The sequence below is a fragment of the Arthrobacter sp. CAU 1506 genome (genome assembly GCF_005047635.1).
Taxonomy (GTDB): Bacteria; Actinomycetota; Actinomycetes; order Actinomycetales; family Micrococcaceae; genus Crystallibacter.
This window is the reverse complement of sequence record NZ_SUKC01000017.1, coordinates 1-16,113: the sequence shown is the minus strand read 5'-3', so window position 1 is coordinate 16,113 and position 16,113 is coordinate 1. Positions and strand designations below refer to the sequence as shown.

Annotated in this window: 17 protein-coding genes, 1 pseudogene and 1 riboswitch; of the genes and pseudogenes, 10 read left to right on the top strand and 8 right to left on the bottom strand. The window is 66.3% G+C overall.

Annotated elements, in window-relative coordinates; all coding sequences use genetic code 11:
- Window positions 1-83 precede the first annotated feature (83 nt).
- Both E4J89_RS16310 and E4J89_RS16305 read left to right on the top strand, forming a co-directional pair.
- Window positions 84-482 carry a DUF202 domain-containing protein gene (locus E4J89_RS16310; RefSeq protein WP_136787276.1) on the top strand — a complete coding sequence of 133 codons (399 nt, stop codon included), beginning with the start codon at window positions 84-86 and terminating at the stop codon, window positions 480-482.
- Window positions 482-832 carry a DUF202 domain-containing protein gene (locus E4J89_RS16305; RefSeq protein ID WP_136787275.1) on the top strand — a complete coding sequence of 117 codons (351 nt, stop codon included), beginning with the start codon at window positions 482-484 and terminating at the stop codon, window positions 830-832. The genes E4J89_RS16310 and E4J89_RS16305 overlap by 1 nt, the downstream gene beginning before the upstream one ends.
- Window positions 833-973: 141 nt before the next feature.
- On the opposite strand, the gene E4J89_RS16300 is transcribed toward E4J89_RS16305, so the two are convergent.
- Together E4J89_RS16300 and E4J89_RS16295 are read right to left on the bottom strand one after the other, a co-directional pair.
- A complete protein-coding gene (locus tag E4J89_RS16300) occupies window positions 974-1,372 on the bottom strand; it encodes a YchJ family protein (protein ID WP_136787274.1) in 399 nt (132 codons plus the stop codon).
- Complete coding sequence (locus tag E4J89_RS16295) at window positions 1,372-2,043, bottom strand: TetR family transcriptional regulator (RefSeq protein WP_169304035.1); 672 nt, start codon at window positions 2,041-2,043, stop codon at window positions 1,372-1,374. The genes E4J89_RS16300 and E4J89_RS16295 overlap by 1 nt, the downstream gene beginning before the upstream one ends.
- Window positions 2,044-2,124: 81 nt before the next feature.
- Here E4J89_RS16295 and E4J89_RS16290 point away from each other — a divergent pair, with 81 nt between their 5' ends.
- Window positions 2,125-2,622 carry a CarD family transcriptional regulator gene (locus tag E4J89_RS16290; RefSeq protein WP_136787272.1) on the top strand — a complete coding sequence of 166 codons (498 nt, stop codon included), beginning with the start codon at window positions 2,125-2,127 and terminating at the stop codon, window positions 2,620-2,622.
- 82 nt (window positions 2,623-2,704) lie between these two features.
- Here E4J89_RS16290 and E4J89_RS16285 read toward each other — a convergent pair whose 3' ends face one another.
- Window positions 2,705-3,763, bottom strand: coding sequence for a phosphatase domain-containing protein (locus E4J89_RS16285; RefSeq protein ID WP_136787271.1), 1,059 nt, complete (start codon window positions 3,761-3,763; stop codon window positions 2,705-2,707).
- 111 nt (window positions 3,764-3,874) lie between these two features.
- Here E4J89_RS16285 and E4J89_RS16280 point away from each other — a divergent pair, with 111 nt between their 5' ends.
- The 3 genes from E4J89_RS16280 to E4J89_RS16270 all read left to right on the top strand — a co-directional run bounded on the left by E4J89_RS16280 (window position 3,875) and on the right by E4J89_RS16270 (window position 6,147).
- Window positions 3,875-4,270 (top strand): SRPBCC family protein, encoded by a 396-nt coding sequence (locus tag E4J89_RS16280; protein ID WP_136787270.1) that lies wholly within the window; start codon window positions 3,875-3,877, stop codon window positions 4,268-4,270.
- A 309-nt stretch (window positions 4,271-4,579) separates the two neighbouring features.
- On the top strand, window positions 4,580-5,053 hold the full coding sequence (locus E4J89_RS16275; protein WP_136787269.1) for a DUF4383 domain-containing protein: 474 nt from the start codon (window positions 4,580-4,582) through the stop codon (window positions 5,051-5,053).
- 107 nt (window positions 5,054-5,160) lie between these two features.
- Window positions 5,161-6,147 carry a hypothetical protein gene (locus tag E4J89_RS16270; RefSeq protein WP_136787268.1) on the top strand — a complete coding sequence of 329 codons (987 nt, stop codon included), beginning with the start codon at window positions 5,161-5,163 and terminating at the stop codon, window positions 6,145-6,147.
- Window positions 6,148-6,223: 76 nt separating this feature from the next.
- On the opposite strand, the gene E4J89_RS16265 is transcribed toward E4J89_RS16270, so the two are convergent.
- The gene (locus E4J89_RS16265) at window positions 6,224-6,946 is read right to left on the bottom strand and encodes an NAD(P)H-dependent oxidoreductase (RefSeq protein ID WP_346763392.1); all 723 of its coding nucleotides are present in this window, start codon (window positions 6,944-6,946) and stop codon (window positions 6,224-6,226) included.
- Window positions 6,947-7,020: 74 nt separating this feature from the next.
- Window positions 7,021-7,530: an Lrp/AsnC family transcriptional regulator gene (locus E4J89_RS16260; protein ID WP_136787267.1), complete on the bottom strand. Its 510-nt coding sequence runs from the start codon at window positions 7,528-7,530 to the stop codon at window positions 7,021-7,023.
- 132 nt (window positions 7,531-7,662) lie between these two features.
- On the opposite strand from E4J89_RS16260, the gene E4J89_RS16255 reads away from it, so the two are divergent.
- Both E4J89_RS16255 and E4J89_RS16250 read left to right on the top strand, forming a co-directional pair.
- Window positions 7,663-8,910, top strand: coding sequence for an FAD-dependent oxidoreductase (locus tag E4J89_RS16255; RefSeq protein ID WP_136787266.1), 1,248 nt, complete (start codon window positions 7,663-7,665; stop codon window positions 8,908-8,910).
- Window positions 8,911-8,980: 70 nt separating this feature from the next.
- Window positions 8,981-9,193 carry a hypothetical protein gene (locus tag E4J89_RS16250; protein ID WP_136787265.1) on the top strand — a complete coding sequence of 71 codons (213 nt, stop codon included), beginning with the start codon at window positions 8,981-8,983 and terminating at the stop codon, window positions 9,191-9,193.
- A 116-nt stretch (window positions 9,194-9,309) separates the two neighbouring features.
- On the opposite strand, the gene E4J89_RS16245 is transcribed toward E4J89_RS16250, so the two are convergent.
- The 3 genes from E4J89_RS16245 to E4J89_RS19455 form a co-directional block, all read right to left on the bottom strand.
- Entirely contained in the window at window positions 9,310-10,620 is a 1,311-nt protein-coding gene (locus tag E4J89_RS16245; protein WP_136787264.1) for an Nramp family divalent metal transporter, read from the bottom strand.
- Window positions 10,621-10,945: 325 nt separating this feature from the next.
- Window positions 10,946-11,500 (bottom strand): PIN domain-containing protein, encoded by a 555-nt coding sequence (locus E4J89_RS16240; RefSeq protein ID WP_136787263.1) that lies wholly within the window; start codon window positions 11,498-11,500, stop codon window positions 10,946-10,948.
- On the bottom strand, window positions 11,497-11,646 hold the full coding sequence (locus E4J89_RS19455) for a hypothetical protein (RefSeq protein WP_169304034.1): 150 nt from the start codon (window positions 11,644-11,646) through the stop codon (window positions 11,497-11,499). The genes E4J89_RS16240 and E4J89_RS19455 overlap by 4 nt, the downstream gene beginning before the upstream one ends.
- A gap of 29 nt (window positions 11,647-11,675) precedes the next feature.
- Window positions 11,676-11,799, bottom strand: a riboswitch (SAM riboswitch).
- A 337-nt stretch (window positions 11,800-12,136) separates the two neighbouring features.
- Between E4J89_RS19455 and E4J89_RS16235 the strand changes: the two genes are divergently transcribed.
- A complete protein-coding gene (locus E4J89_RS16235; protein WP_136787262.1) occupies window positions 12,137-15,712 on the top strand; it encodes a bifunctional RecB family nuclease/DEAD/DEAH box helicase in 3,576 nt (1,191 codons plus the stop codon).
- Between the two features lie 229 nt (window positions 15,713-15,941).
- Window positions 15,942-16,113 (top strand): annotated as a pseudogene (locus E4J89_RS16230) (superoxide dismutase); the annotation flags it as partial.

Here is a 16,113-nt window from a genome sequence, read left to right as displayed (position 1 = left end):
ACGGCACCGGGGTTTCCGGCGTCGGTGCGGGTCCGGGTTGTCATGCGCGCTGCCCTGCCGCAGAACATGACTACCATGAAGCCGTGCCTACTTCATCGCCTTCACCCCGTCCGGAACGCGGCAAGTTCGCCGCCAAGCTGCTGCGCGGCGGCACCGAACCCGATCCGCGGTTCACACTGGCCAACGAACGCACGTTCCTCGCGTGGATCCGTACGTCGCTGGCTTTGGTGGCCGGCGGCATCGCCGTGGAGGCCTTCACCACCGACATTTTCGTTCCGGCGATCCGCACGACCATCGCCGTCGTCCTCTTGGTGCTGGCGATGGCGATCGGCTGCGGTTCCTTCTTCCGCTGGCTGAACGTCGAGCGGTCCATGCGGCACAAAACTCCGCTGCCGCTTCCGCTGATTGCCCCGATCCTGGCCATTGGCGGCGGGGTGGTGGCGGCCCTGCTGCTGATCTTCGTCCTGCTGCGGCAGACCTGATGCGGCGCACCCGTTCCGTGCCCGAGCCGGAGCACCACGACGCCGGGCTGCAACCCGAGCGCACTTCGCTGGCCTGGAGCCGGACCACCCTGGCCATGATCGTGGCGACCGCCATGTTCCTGCGCTGGTTTCCGCAATATGGCTGGTTCACCGCAATCCTGATGGCCGTTGCGTTGTGCACGGCCCTGGGCATCTACATCACGCAGAAGCTGCGGTACCACCGGGCGGTCTCCGGCATCGCCAACGAAAGGATCCACGCGGATGTCGCCGCAGCCGCCTGGGTCGCCGGCAGCGTGGTGGTGCTGGGCGCGCTCGGCCTCTACGCCGTCCTGTTCCTGACCTTGGACTGATGCACGACGACGGCGCAGTCTTGCGTCAGGCGGGCGGCGGGAACAAAGGACTGGGCGGCGCCAGGGACTGCAGCCCGCAACGGCCTACCGGCCGGAGAGCCGGGACTGCAACGTCAGAGCAGTAACCACAGGACTGCGCCGTCAGGACTGTGACAATGCGTCGCGGTAGACCCAGCGGCCGTCCTCGCGCACAAACGTGCTTTTCTCCTGCTGCGCCCTGTCCTGACCGTCCTCGCGGTAGCTAGCGCGGAATTCCACCGTTCCCGCGTGGTCCGCTTCGCCGCCGCGCACCGTCCTCAGGATCTCCAGTCCGGTCCATGCCAGCCCGGGGTCCAGTTCAAGGTTCGCCGGCCGTGTTTCCGGATGCCAGGTTCGCAGCAGATAGTCGACGTCGCCTGCCACAAACGCCGTGTAGCGGGAACGCATCAGGGCTTCGGCGGTCGGCGCGTCGGCGTCCCCGCGGTGGAACGGCCGGCAACATTGGCCGTAGGCTTTCCCGCTCTGGCAGGGACAGGCCGCATCGATCGGCAAGGCCTTCATCAGTGGGCCAGTTGCCGGGCAGAAGCGTAAATGTCCGGCAGGTTGTCGTCGCGGCCCGCCTCGCGCCGGGTCACCCAGACTTCGAAGGCCACGCGGACCACTGCCGCGCAGGTCTCGAAGGCCAGCCTGATCTGCAGGTCGCTGACGCCGTCGCGGCCGAACCTGTCCGTCAGGGCATCCACCAGCCCGGTGGTGCGGGTGGCATTGTGCTTCAGCAGGGCCGCCTTCAGCAGCGGCTCCTTCCGGATCAGCTGGTTGACCAGCAACATGCTGCGGGCCTGCGGGGCATCGTTGTCCGCGTACCCCTGCATCACCTGCTGGTAGACGCGCTCCAGCTCTTCGCGCGGATTGCCGGCCGGGTCGATGGTCAGGAGCCCGGCTTCGAGGGCAGCGTCGAAGTCCTGGTGTGCCGGCAGGGCGGCCTCTTCCTTGCTGGTGAAGTACCGGAAGAACGTGCGCTGGGAGATTCCGGCGGCGTGGGCAATGCCGTCCACGGTGGTGGCATCAACGCCGTATTCCTGGAACAGGCGCAGCGCGGCCTGGCTGATTTCGGTCCGGGTCTGGCGCCGCCGTCGCTCCCTTAATCCGGGTGCAGCAGCAGGGAGCTCAGCCGTGGCGGGGCCGGGCACGTCGGTTCTGGAAGCGCCGTCGAGCGGCGATTTCTGTGGCATAGCAGCTTCCAAGATACCCCAATATTTGAGTAATCGCTGCCAATGTGGCAGTATCTGCCATAATGGCATGAAAGGGCATCAATGAACATCAAAGTTGGCGACACCCTCGTCTATCCCCCGCACGGCGCCGTCACCGTGACCGATCTCCGGACCCGTCCGTTCAAGGACTGCCAGACCAAGTTCGTGCAGTTCCGCGCGCACCATGACGGACTGATGATCGAGCTGCCGCTGGGCAACGCGGAAACGGTCGGAGTGCGCAAGGCCATCAGCAAAAAGGGCGTCAAGGAGGTCTTCGCGATCCTCAAGGCGAAGGTGCCCGAAGACCAGGAGAACTGGTCCCGCCGCTTCAAGGCCAACCAGGAAAAGATCAACAGCGGCGACATCTTCAAGGTCAGCGAAGTGGTCCGCGATCTCTCGCTGCGCGCCCTCGGACGCGGTTCCTCCGCTGGCGAGAAGCACCAGCTCGAGCAGGCCATGCGGATCCTGTGCTCGGAACTCGCCTTGGCCGAGAAGACCGACAACGACACGGCCCGCGCCATGATCGAAGCCGTCTTCGGCCCGGTCGACGCCACGGCCTGACCAACCACGATTCGACTATTCAACAGGCGGCCTTTTCAGCTCTGAGAAGGCCGCCTGTTGAATACTCGATCTGACGTGGGGACTACAGGATTCCCAGCTGCTGGAGCTGGTTCGCCAGTCCCTTTCCGTCGGGCGCATAGATCCAGGGGATGCTGCGCGCCGGGCCGCTGGGCCGGTCCTGTGAACGACCGCCGGCCAGCACGGCTTCACTGACCGACAGCTGCCGGATGGCGATGGCGGCCACATGCCCCGGATAGCGCAGCGCGAACCCGGCGTAAATGGCTTCATCATGCTGACCGTCGTCGCCAATCAGCAGCCACTTGATGTCCGGGAACTCTTCGGCCAGCCGCCGCAGCTGGTCCGCCTTGTGCGCCTGGCCGCTGCGGAACCAGCGGTCCTTGGTGGGGCCCCAGTCGGTGAGCAGCAGGGCGCCGTCCGGATACAGGTTCCGGGACAGGAACCTGGTCAGGGTCTGCGCAACATTCCACGCACCGGTGGATAGGTAGAGCACCGGGCTGCCCGGATGTTCGCGCGCCACCCGCTCCAGCATCACGGCCATGCCCGGCGTGGGATTGCGCGCATGCTCATCCAGCACAAAAGTGTTCCAGGCCGCCAGCAGCGGACGCGGCAGAGCGGTGACCATCACGGTGTCATCGACGTCGGAGACCACACCGAACCGCTCCCCCTGCGGCACCACATACACCGCAGCTTCCACCGGTTCGGAGTCCTCGCAGCGCAGCGTGACGGTGTGCCAGCCGGGCGCAAGATCCACGGAGACCCTTGCATCCACCACTCCGCCGCGGTCGGCCACCACGTGGTGCTCAATGCCGGCGGCGGAGATGGTCACGCGCGCGCTGGCCACCGGCGGGCTGATGAAGTTCCGCCAGCCGCGGATACCGTCGGCCACCAGCTTGGAGGGCATCCGGCCATTGTCGAAGGCACCGGGCCGGGCCATGACCACCCGTCCGAGCACGCGGACCCAGCCCGCCGTACCGTAGCCGGTAAATGGCATGACGGTAGCCACGTAGCCGCGCCGCCGTGCCCGCCGTTCGCGGTACGCCTGCCAGCGGTCTTCTAGGCGCATGCCGATGTGGGCTGCTTTCTCCTGGAGGTCGTCGCCGTTGCCAGTCCTAGGTGCCATGGATCAAGTCTGTCATGCGTTGCGGCCCGCACTCCCATCATCCGCCCTTGCGGCCGCGAGGACCGGCCATCGGGGCTTGTCCGCGCCGAAGCTAACCTGAAGACTGGTGCCATGACCTTTCCAGCGCGGCACATCAGCATTGCCATCAACCGCCCCGTCGGGGAGGTCTACGACTTCGCCGGCAACCCGGAGAACCTGCCGAAGTGGGCCGCCGGCCTCAGTTCCTCGATCGGTATGGTCGACGACACATGGGTCGCAGAAACATCCACCGGACCGGTGCGGGTGAAGTTTGCCGAACGCAATGAGTTCGGTGTGCTGGACCACTTCGTCGTCACCGCGTCCGGCGAGTCGATCTACAACCCGCTGCGCGTGCTCGGCAACGGCGATGGCACGGAAGTGGTGTTCACGCTTTATCGCCGCGAAGGCATGGATGAGTCGAGTTTCGACGCCGATGCGGCGGCGGTGGACCAGGACCTGCATACACTCAAACGCCTGCTCGAGGCCTGACGCCCACGGAGAGTCGCGAGCCGGTCGACCGGCCCGGACTCGGCGGAGCGGGCCGGCCGCCACCGGATGGTTTGCCGGGGCCGCCCGCAGCGCCGCGCTGGCGCGCCAAGCCGACCGCCGCCGCTCTCCCGCGCCCGCCCCGCAGCGCCGTGCTGGCGCGCCAAGCCAGCCGCCGTCGTCGTGATTTTTTCCCGCCGCAGCGGGCAAACGGACGTACACTGAAAGCGCTGGTTCTGACGTCAGATGCGCCCTACCAACGGCCGAGTTGTCACTCGACGAAGTTTCAAAACTCATTGTTTGGGAGGAGAAATGACAACCGCATCACCGCATGCAGATCATGCACACGTCTCCCGCGGGAATGTGCGTAATGCTGCGATGGCTTCGGGAATTGTTCTCTTTGTGATCGGTATCCTGGGCTTCATCCCGGGCATCACCATGAACTACGGAGAGATGGCCTTCGCCGGTGGCTCCGAAGCGAAGTTGCTCAATGTGTTCCAAGTGTCCATGCTGCTCAACATCGTCTACCTGGTGGTAGGCGTGGTGGGCTACATCATGAGCCGCACCGCCAGTGGTGCCCGCGAATTCCTGATGGGAGCAGGCATCCTGTACCTGGCGATGTGGCTGTACGGCCTGATCGTCGGACCCGCCGAATATGGGGCCAATTTCCTGTCCACCAACACAGCCACCAATTGGCTGAACTTCATCCTCGGCGCGGTCATGCTGGCGTTGGGTATCACCTACATGGTGCGCCGCCGGGACGAGGCGCACGAAGCAACAACCTAGTTGGTTGCTGCGTGCCCGCCGGATTCCCGACAGGACGGTGAGCCCGCGAACCCCAGTCGTCAATGACTGGGGTTCGCTGGCGTTCGGGTCCACTGGATACTAACCGCGTGATGATCATGATCGCCTGCGGCCTGCTGCTGTCCGCAGGATTGGCAGCTGTGCTGTTCGGAGGCGGGGAGCGCTTCCAGCTTCTCTCCTCCACTAACGACGGCGGCGCCCTCCTGCCGGACGTTGCGCGCCGAGTGCTGTGGTGGGCAAACGTCCTGTTGGTCGGCGGAGGTGTGGCCGGCGTGTGCATGGCCGGGGCCGGCGGACGGCTGGTGATGCGGCTGCTGGCGGCGACGTCGCCCGAGGACGACAACAGGTTCACGGAAAACGGGTCGGTCATCGGGGAAATCAGTGTGGGAGGAACCGGATTCCTGCTGGTTCAGGGCATCGCCATCGGCATGCTCACTGCCCTCGTCTACGGATTGCTGCGGCGTTGGCTGCCCGCCGGCCGGGCGGGCGGAGCCCTGTACGGCCTGCTGTTGCTCCTGGCGCTGTCGACCGTCTTGGATCCGCTGCGACCGGACAATCGGGACTTCCAAATCGTCGGGCCCGGTTGGCTCTCGGTGGCCGTGTTCTCGGCGCTGGCCATTGGCCATGGCACGCTGCTGGCCGTGACGACAGCCTGGCTCTCGCGGCGTGTCCCCGTGATGGGGGCGGTGAAGGATTTGCGCTGGTACATTCCCTTGGCCTTGGTCCTTGTGCTGCTGGGTCCCGCCGGCGTCATTGTCGTGGCAGGGATCATCGCCGCCGTCGGCGTGCTGTGGGCGTCGGCCGCCGTGAAGCGGCGGCTCCAGTCCGGGGAGCCGGATAGACCCGCGGCCGCGGATCAACGGCTGGTCATGACCGCAGGACAGCCCGGCCCCGCCGCGGAGAACGGCATGGGAGCGGCGCCGTCGCTAACCGCCAGCCAGACCCAGCCGCCAGGCGCACGGCGGGACCGGCGGGTGATGCTGGCCGGACGCATCGCCCTGCTTGGGCTGGGCATCGCATGCCTTCCGGGGTTCATTGCCTCCATGGCCAGCATCCTGGCGGCCGGCGGCTCGTAGCTAGCGGCGTCCTGCTTGTTAAATGGCACCGCCCGCCGGATGGGGAACGGCGGGCGGTGCGGCAGGAAGTGCGGTCCTAGACAGCTGCGGCCTGCGGGGTGCGGATGGTGGCGAAGCCTTGGGCCCAGGGAATGAGCTGGTCGATCATCGGGGCAAGCGTGCCGGCATTCTGCTCGGTCGGCTTGAAGTCGGCGAAGTTCTCAAAATCGGTGAACAGCGAGAACATCACCTGGTTGCGGACCACGGCCACCTGCAGCTCGGCCAGGAGGTTGCGCAGGTGCTCGGCAGCGCGGACGCCGCCCATCGAGCCGTAGGAAACGATGCCGGCGGCCTTGTTGTTGAATTCAGCGTTCAGGTAGGACAGCGCGTTGGCCAGGGCCGACGAGACCGTGTGGTTGTATTCGTTGGCCACGAAGACGTAGCCGTCGAACTCGCTGATCTTGGCCGACCAGGCCTTGGTGTGGTCGGCCTGGTAGTTCTGGTAGGCGGCGGGGTACGCCTCATCCAGCAGCGGAAGGTTGAAGTCGGCAATGTCGACCACCTCGAACGTGGCGTCGGTCCGCCCGGCCAGTTCGGAGGCCACCCATGCGGCCACGGAGTCGTTGACCCGGCCGGGGCGGGTGCTGCCGGTGATGATGGCGATCTTGGGCAGTGCGGCGGATTCCGCAGGAGCAGCAGTCTCCACTGCCGCCGGGGCAGCCGCACTGGCGGTAACGTTCTCGCTCGAGACGGGCGCTGCCGGGTTGGCGGCAGACCGGCGGGCGCTGGACTTGCTGAAAAGATTCTTGAACCAGGACATGGCAGCCTTCGATAGATTGCTTGACGTTTCAACCATGTTAGCTTCGCGGAGAATGACGTGTCAACAAATAGCGGTCAGGTGGCGAGCGCACTTCCCGGCGGGCGGACGTGCTCGAAGATCACGGTGGTATTGGTGCCGGCCACCTCGGGTCGAAGGCTGAGGTTGTTAGCCACGAGGTCGCGTAGCGCGCTGGAGTCTGCCACGGCCACATGGATCAGGAAGTCGCGGTCTCCAGTGACGAAGAAGATTCCCTCCACGGCGGGCAGCCCGGCCAAATAGTCCTTGAACTCTGCCAGGTTCGACCGGGCATGCGCCTGTAGACGGATGGAAATCAGCGCCTGCAGGCCGCGCCCCACCGCCGCGGGATCGACGTCGGCATGGAAACCCCGGATCACGCCCCGCTCGCGCAGTGAACGGATCCTGCTCAAGCATGTCGAGGGCGCAATGCCGGCCGCTGCCGCGATTGCGTTATTGGGCGTCCGGGCGTCGTTCTGCAGCAGTTCCACGATCAAGCGGTCGATGCGATCCAATCCCGACCCGGCCGGAGCCCCCGCAGGGCGACGAATTTCGTTCGGTTCCACCATGTGACAGCCACCACTTTCTGAACTTTCCTTCACTTAGACCCAGTCTTGCAGAATCTTCTCCCAGCCGCTTGAGATATTGGTAAACATTGTTCACCATGGGTGGCGAGAGCAGAAACAACCCGAGGAGCACTGATGTACTCTCGCGCACACGCCCCCCGCACCGCCGTCGTTGTAGGGGCCGGCATGGTGGGGCTGGCCACCGCTTGGCACCTGCAGGAACGCGGCGTGGAAGTGACCGTTTTGGACAGGTCCGGTGTCGCGGCCGGCGCATCTTGGGGCAACGCGGGCTGGCTAACGCCCGGCATGGCCATGCCGTTGTCGGATCCGAGCCTCTGGACCTACGGCCCGAAGGCGCTGGTTGACCCCGCGGCGCCGCTGCACGTTCCTGCGCGGCTGGACCCGCAGCTGTGGCAGTTCCTGGCCCGCTTCGCCCTGCACGGCACGCAGAAGGCGTGGGACCGGACCATGGCCGCGCTGACGCCGATCGACCGGATGGCGCTGGAGTGCTTCGACGAGCTGACGGACAACGGCGTCGAAGCCTGGACGCGGAAGGGCCCCTTCATTGTGGGCTTCGAAGACGAGAAGGACAGCCACCACTTTGTTCACGAGCTGGCCAATGTGGAGAAGGCCGGCCAGTCCGCTCCGCTGACCCGCTTGGACGACGCCCAGATGAAGGTGCCGCAGCTGTCCGGCGCCGTTTCCACGGTGTTCGAACTGGAGGGACAGCGGTTCCTCGAGCCCGGCCCGTTTGTGGAGGCGCTGGCGGAAGCGGTGGTGGAACGCGGCGGGAAGATCGTCCCGGGCGCCGAGGTCCGCTCACTGCGCCACGGCCACACCGGGATCTCGGTGGAGACCTATGCCCAAGAGCCGTTCCATGCCGACGTCGTTGTCTTGGCCACGGGGGCATGGCTGCCTGAGCTTGCCAAGCCACTGGGCGTGCGCACCATGGTGCAGGCCGGCCGGGGATATTCCTTCAGCGTGGAAACGGACCAGCCCGCCGAGTTCCCCATTTACTTCCCCGCCCGCCGGGTGGCCTGCACCCCGTACCAGGGGCGGCTGCGCATCGCCGGAACCATGGAGTTCCGCGGTCCGGACGAGCCGCTGCAGACCGGCCGGATCGACGCCATCCTGGCCTCGGTCCGCCCGCTGTTCACCAACATGGATCTGGAGCATCTCGAGGACATCTGGGTGGGCCCGCGCCCGGTCACGCCGGACGGACTGCCTTTGGTGGGCGCCACCCGCTCCCCCGGCGTCTTCGTTGCCGGCGGCCACGGGATGTGGGGCATTGTGCTGGGCCCGGCCACCGGAAAACTGTTGGCCGAGCAGATTGTCACCGGCCGCGTGCCGGACGAGATCCGGCCGTTCGATCCCTTGCGCTGACACCGGGCCCGCGCGGGTCTAGCATGGGCGGCATCCGGGGCGCCGTGCGTCCCCAGGAAAGGTGGCTGTCATGGAATCGCTGACCGTGCCGGATCTGGATGCCAGGACGTTGGAAGGACTCCGGATCCTTGCGGAGGCGCACCATCGCACGCCCGAGGCCGAAGCCCGTGCCATCCTTGTCCAGGTTGTCCGAGGACTGGGCGAAGCCGACGATCTCCTCGCGTCGATGGTCGGCGGCGATGAAACTGAAGGCGGCGGTCGCGGCCGGACCGGCCCGCACTAAGCAACCGGCCACAAGGCCGAGCCCGCCTGCAGCAACCGGCGGCAGGCACCGTCGTCGTCGTTTTAAACAGTGCTGCCCCGCACCGGACGGTACGGGGCAGCAGGCAGTGTCCGAGATCAGCCGCCGAAGATCGGGGCGATGGCGGTCCACAACTGGCGCACGCCCAGGATGACGAACAGCAGCGCACAGATACCCAGCGCGATGTTCGTGTGGAGCCGGTTGGCCCACTCCTTCGGAATGCGCTTGCCGTTGAGCAGGCCCAGCAACGTCAGTGCCAGGAACGGCATGAACAGCGATCCGAGCGCACCGTAGAGCAGGATCAGCGCAATCGGCTTGCCCAGGGCAAACAGGATCATCGGTGGGAAGGTCAGCCAGAGCACGTAGAACTTGAAGTACTTGCCGCCCACGCGGGTGTCCGGGTGGCCGGACTCCTTCTTGCGCATGTTGCCCCAGAAGTCGGCGAACATCAGGGAAACACCGTTCCAAACGCCGATGATGGAGGAGAACGACGCCGCCCAGAAGCCGATGAGGAAGCCGGTGCCGACCACGTCGCCGTACTCGAGCTTCAGCACGTCGTAAAGATCCAGCAGGCCCTCGTCACCGGCGCTCAGCGAGACGCCAGCGGTACGGACCACCTCGGCGCCGACGATCAGCATGGCGATCACGAAGATGCCGGTCATGATGTAGGCCACGGAGTTGTCGATCCGCATGACGCGCATCCACTTGGGGGTGTGCCAGCCCTTTTCACGCAGCCAGTAGCCGTAGGCAGCCAGCGTGATGGTGCCGCCCACGCCGCCGGCCAGCGCCAGCGTGTAGAACATGGCGCCCTCTTCCTGCGGGATCATCGGCACCAGGCCGCCGATCATTTCCGGGATGTTGGGCACGGCAATAATGGCCAGCCCGACCACGGTGACGAACATCAGCCCGACAAGCACGGCGGTGATCTTCTCGAACATGGCGTACTTGCCGAACCACACCATGACGAAACCGGCCAAGCCCATCAGGATGGCCCAGGCCCACAGCGGCAGCACCGGGAACACCGCGGCCAACGGCAGCGCCGCCGATGACATTGCGGTGGCACCGTAAACGAAGCCCCAGATCATGATGTACGGGCCGAAGTACCAGGTGGTCCAGCGGCCCAGCGAGCGCCAGCCCTCGAAGATCGTCTTGCCGGTTGCCAGCGAGAATCGCCCGGCGCCCTCAACCAGGATGATCTTCAGGATGACGCCGACGATCACCGCCCAGAACAGGCCGTAGCCGTAGCGGGAACCGGCCACCAGGGTAGCGACCATGTCCGCAGCACCGACGCCGGTGGCCGCGACGACGAGGCCGGGACCGACAATCTTCCACTTGGCGGGAGCGCCGCCGTCGTTGTCCACCCGGACAGCGGCATCAAGCGCGCCCGGGGCATTGTTCTCAGTGGCCATGAGCCATGTATTCCTTACCGTAATGGAGCTTGTCCGCAGAAAACGGGCGGCAAGAGTGCCGCCCGTCACCGGACCCCGTTTAGTTTCTCACGCGTTCCGAACGCCCGGTCAGTAAATCACCGAAGGGGCCACAGGGGGAACCGTTTGTCGCCGCGGAGGCTCCGCTGGAGGGAAATTAGCTGCGTGACTGTGTCCCTTTGCACACCCTGACGGGCCCGGGCTGCCCGCCCGGACGCCTTCCTGTCAGTCCTCCCGAGGCTGTTCGCCCGGGTTATTCGCCGGGGTTATTCGCCGGTGTTAGCCGAACCGGAGGCAACCCGCCCTGTTAGTCGCCGGCGCTACGCGCCCCGGGCCGCTGCCACGGGTCGCAGGCCTCCACCGAGAGCCGGCGGTAGCCTTCCGCGTTGCCGGAAACCACCGTGAGGCAGTGTTTTACGGCTGTCGCGGCGATCAGCGACTCGACGGCCGGAACGTCCTGGATGGCCAACGGCGCCCACGCCGCGGCCACCTGCAGGTCCACCGGAAGGATGTAGGCCGCGAACCGCTCGGTCAGCTCGACCAGCCACGAATCCGCCTGCCCGGACAGTGCGCTGTCCTGGGCGCTGAGCGCGTGCAGCTCCCCCAGTGTCAAAGCCGAAATGTAGACGCGCGAGCGGCGACGCCGTTGCAGGAACTCCACGACGGCGGGGTCCGGGTTCTCGCGCCTGAGCTCGGCGACCACGTCGGTGTCCAGCAGCAGACCGCGAGCTCGCCGACGTCCGGAGCCCTCGGCGGCCGCCGGCGTGGCGGTGGGTGCCGGCGTGGCGGTGGCCGCTGGCGCAGGACCGGCCGCCGACACGGGGCCCGAGGCGGACGGTGCTGACTGGGTCGTTGTGGTCATCGGGCCGCGGCGACGGCGCGCTGCTGCCCGCGGGTTTGCACTGCCGCATCCAGCAGGAAGTCCACAAAGGCTTCCCTTGCTGCGGAGACCTGCTCGTAGTCGGCCAGGCTTAAGACCTGGAGTTGCGGGGATTCAAGGGTGTCCATGGCTGCCGGCGCCGGGCGCCGAGTCCTTTCGGGTGCTCTTGCCCGCACCGGTAGCCAGTGGCTGATGCAGGCCGCTTCGTCATCCGAACCACCCAACGAGCGTGGGGTTGGTATGTGGCCAAAGTCGGAGCTTGGCGGCCACAATTCTTGAAGCTAGTGCTACCTTAGCCAGTCCGGCTGGCACATGTCAGAGACGGTGGTCACATCGCGTAACAGGCGACGTAACGTTCCATGCGCCCGGTGGTCGACCATGCGAGCGCCAGGTGGTCGACCAAGCGAACGCCCCGGTGGTCGACCAAGCGAGCGCCAGCGAGCGCGTGGAGACCCGCATGGAGACCAGACCCGCGCAGAGATCGGCGCTTCTTCCGAAACTGTCCGAGCCGGCTGATACATCTTTAGGTGCCGGCAGGCACCGGTCGGCGGCGGGATATCGTTGGGGGGACCCGCCGCCTGCCGGGGTGGCACCTTTGTCCGTGAGCAAGGAGGCACTGTGTTTCTGCTCGACTCCAACGTCGACGGGGCTGACCCTGACCTGGTCTACACGGCCACCGATCTGGTCACCGCAGCCCAGTGCGAGTACCAACTGTTGCGCAAGCTGGACGAGAAACTGGGTCGCTCCCCGGTGCCGGACTTCGGCCGGGACGAGATGCTCGAGCGCACCGCGGCACTGGGCGACGTACACGAGCACCGGGTGCTGCAGGAGTTCCGCGACGCTTTCGGCGCCGGTGTGGTGGAGATTGCCGAGACACACAGTTACACGCGTGATGACCTGCGCGCCAAGCATGCCGAATCCATTGCGGCGCTGGAGTCCGGCGCGGATGTGGTGTTCCAGGCGTCCTTTTTCGACGGCGGCTTCCATGGGCGGTCTGATTTCCTGGTCAAGACCCAGCACGACGGCGGCGCCCCGGCTTACGCCGTCTATGACACCAAGCTGGCCCGCCACGCCAAGGTCACCGCGCTGCTGCAGTTGGCCGCCTACGGAGACCAGCTCCTCCAAGCGGGCATCAGCACCGCGCCGACGGTGACGCTGGTCCTCGGCGACGGTCGGCACAGCGACCACAGCCTTACTGACCTGCTGCCGGTCTACCGGGAACGCCGCGGCCGGTTTCTGGACCTGGTTGCCGATCATCGTGGCCAGCCGGCAAGGGTGCGCTGGGGAGACGAACGGATCAAGGCGTGCGGCCGCTGCGACTACTGTGCCGAACAAGTTGAGCTGCACCGCGATCTGCTGCTGGTGGCAAACATGAGTACCGTCCGCCGCCGCAAACTCCGCGCGGCGGGAATCCAGACCATCGACCAACTGGCCGCTCTGGAATTGCCCGCGGGCGAAGCGCCCGACAGCGCACTGGCCCGGCTGCGGGACCAGGCGCAAATGCAGGCCGGCACCGCCGAACCGGACGGCGCGGTCACTTTCCGCAAAGACGGTGCCGAACACACCGTTGCCTACCGGGTGCTGGATCAGCACACCCTCGGACGGCTGCCGGTCCCGGACCCGGGTGATATCTTCTTCGACTTCGAGGGCGACCCGCTCTGGCAGGACGAAGCCGGAGTCTGGGGGCTGGAGTACCTCTTCGGCGTAGTGGAGAACCCTCCGGCCGTGGGCAGCCCGGCACCGTTCAAACCTTTCTGGGCACACAGCCGGGCCGGCGAACGGCAGGCGCTGTCGGACTTCCTGGACTACGTGTCCGAGCGACGCCGCCGCCACCCTGGCCTGCACATCTACCACTACGCCAACTACGAGAAAGCAGCGCTGCGCCGACTATCGCTGCAGCATCTGGTCGGCGAGGAAACCGTGGATGAGCTGCTGCGCGAGGGCATCCTGGTGGACCTGTACGACACGGTCCGGCACAGCCTGCGGATTTCGGAGAATTCCTACAGCATCAAGAAACTGGAACCGCTCTACATGGGCGACAACCTGCGTGCCGGCGACGTTAAAGACGCCGGCGCCTCGGTGGTGGCTTACGCGCAATACTGCACTGCCCGGGATACCGGCAATGACGCCGAGGCGGACACCATCCTCAAGAGCATCGCGGACTACAACGAGTATGACTGCCTATCCACGCTGGAACTGCGCAACTGGCTGCTGCGACTGGCCGCCGAACGCGGCGTTGTCCCGGGCCGCTTAGCTGCGACCGCGCCGACCGTGTCCGCTGCCACGCCGGAAGACGACGGCGGACCGTTGCTGCCGCAGGAACGGCGGCTGCTGGACTTCGTGACGGCAGCGACCGAAAGTGCCGCGAGCCGCAACGAATCACTTTCGCCGGACGAGCAGGCAGTCGCCATGGTCGCGGCATCCGTTGGCTACCACCGGCGCGAAGAGAAACAGTTTTGGTGGGCGCATTTTGACCGTCTGGATGCCCCGATCGAAGACTGGGCCGACGTCCGCGACGTCTTCACCGTCGAGTCCGCCCAGGTAGTTTCCGAGTGGGCGAAGCCGAACTCCCGCAGCAACCCGATCCGAGTGCTCCGCTTGACCGGCCGGCTGGCTCCCGGTTCCACCATCAAGGAAGGCAGCCCGCTCTGCCGCCTCTATGACCTGCCTTACCCGGCGTTCCTCTCCGAACAGAACGACGGCGTCAACCACCGTGCCTTCTGTTTCGATACCGAGGTTCTGGCACTGGGCGCGGACGGCGTGAAAGACACGCTCTTGGTCAAGGAACGGTTGCCGCGCGACGCCGAGGCTTACATCGAGTTCCCGGTAGCCCTGACGCCGGACCGACCGGTGCGCACCACTTCCATCCGCCAGGCGATCGCCGACCTTGCCGCCGCCGTGGCTGACATCCTGCCCGGATTCCCCGCCGATCCGGCACTGGAGCTGCTGCGCCGCCGTCCGCCACGGCTGGCAACGCTGGCCCAACTGCCAGAAGTCCAGGACCACCCGGACGGCTACGTAGACGCGATCACCGCCGCGGTCGAAGATCTGCAAGATTCCTACCTGGCCGTGCAGGGCCCGCCCGGCACCGGCAAGACCTATGTCGGTTCGCACGCCATCGCCCGGCTGGTGGCACGGGGCTGGAAAGTCGGCGTGGTTGGCCAGTCGCATGCCGTGGTGGACAACATGCTGCGCGCCGCCATCGAAAAGGCCGGCGTGCCCGCGGAACTGGTCGCCAAGAAACCGAACGGTGGGCAGGACCTGCCCTGGCACAACCGGAGTACCGACGATGTCATCCGGCTGCTCGAGTCGCCGGGCGGCGCGTTGATCGGCGGAACTGCGTGGACCATGACCGGTTCGGCGGTCCCGCCCAAGTCGCTGGACCTTTTGGTCATTGACGAGGCCGGCCAGTTCTCGCTGGCGAACACCTTGGCCGTTTCCCGCGCCGCCAAGCGGCTGCTGCTATTGGGCGATCCGCAGCAACTGCCGCAGGTCACCCAGGGAACGCACCCGGAACCTGTGGACGAATCCGCCCTCGGCTGGCTCTCCGCCGGGCATGCCACCCTGCCGCCGGAGCTGGGCTATTTCCTGGCCCGCAGCTGGCGCATGCATCCGGACCTTTGCCGGGCGGTATCGGTCCTGGCTTACGACGGACGGCTCGAATCCGCCCCGGCCGCAGCGCTGCGCCATCTGGAGGGAGCTCCAGCCGGAGTGGAGTGCGTATGTGTGGACCACGCCGGCAATGCCACGTCGTCGCCGGAAGAAGCCGCCGAAGTGCTAGCTCAGGTCCGCCGGCACGTCGGCTTGCTTTGGCGTGAAGATGCAGCCGCACAGCCCCGGCCGCTGGCCGGAGCGGACATCCTGGTGGTGGCTCCCTACAACGCCCAGGTCCAGCTGATCCGCGGGGTGCTCGACGACGCCGGGCTGTCGGACGTCAGGGTCGGCACGGTCGACAAGTTCCAGGGGCAGGAGGCACCCGTCGTGATCGTTTCCACCGCTGTGTCCGCCGCAGCGGAAGCTCCGCGCGGAATGGAATTCGTGCTCAACCGGAACCGCAATAACGTTGCTGTCTCGCGCGGACAGTGGCGGGCGGTCATCGTTCGCTCCCGCGCCCTGACCGACTACCTGCCGGCACGGCCCGCCGGCCTTGAAGAACTGGGGGCCTTCGCCGGGCTCTGCGACTGCACGAGGTGACCCCCAGCCGGACCGAGAGCCCAGCTGCACGGTCATGTCAGGCGGCAAACCGCCCATCAGGCTGCGGATGTCGCGCTACGTCAGTGGCGAAATCCGCTACAGCGCCAGCCCCGGTCATGCTTGAATGAGGATTGGCAGCCTGGCGGGCCAACCATCTGTTGTCCGTGCCGGCTGGAAGTGTGCACGTAGTAGTTTTCCGCACAGTAATTCCGACGAGAAGAGGAAGAACATGAGCAAGTACGAACTGCCCGAGCTCGACTATGATTACGCAGCCCTGGAGCCGCACATCTCGGCCCGGATCATGGAGCTGCACCACTCCAAGCACCACGCCACCTACGTGGCCGGCGCGAACACCGCACTGGAGCAGCTGGCCGAAGCCCGCACCAAGGGCGAATTCGGCA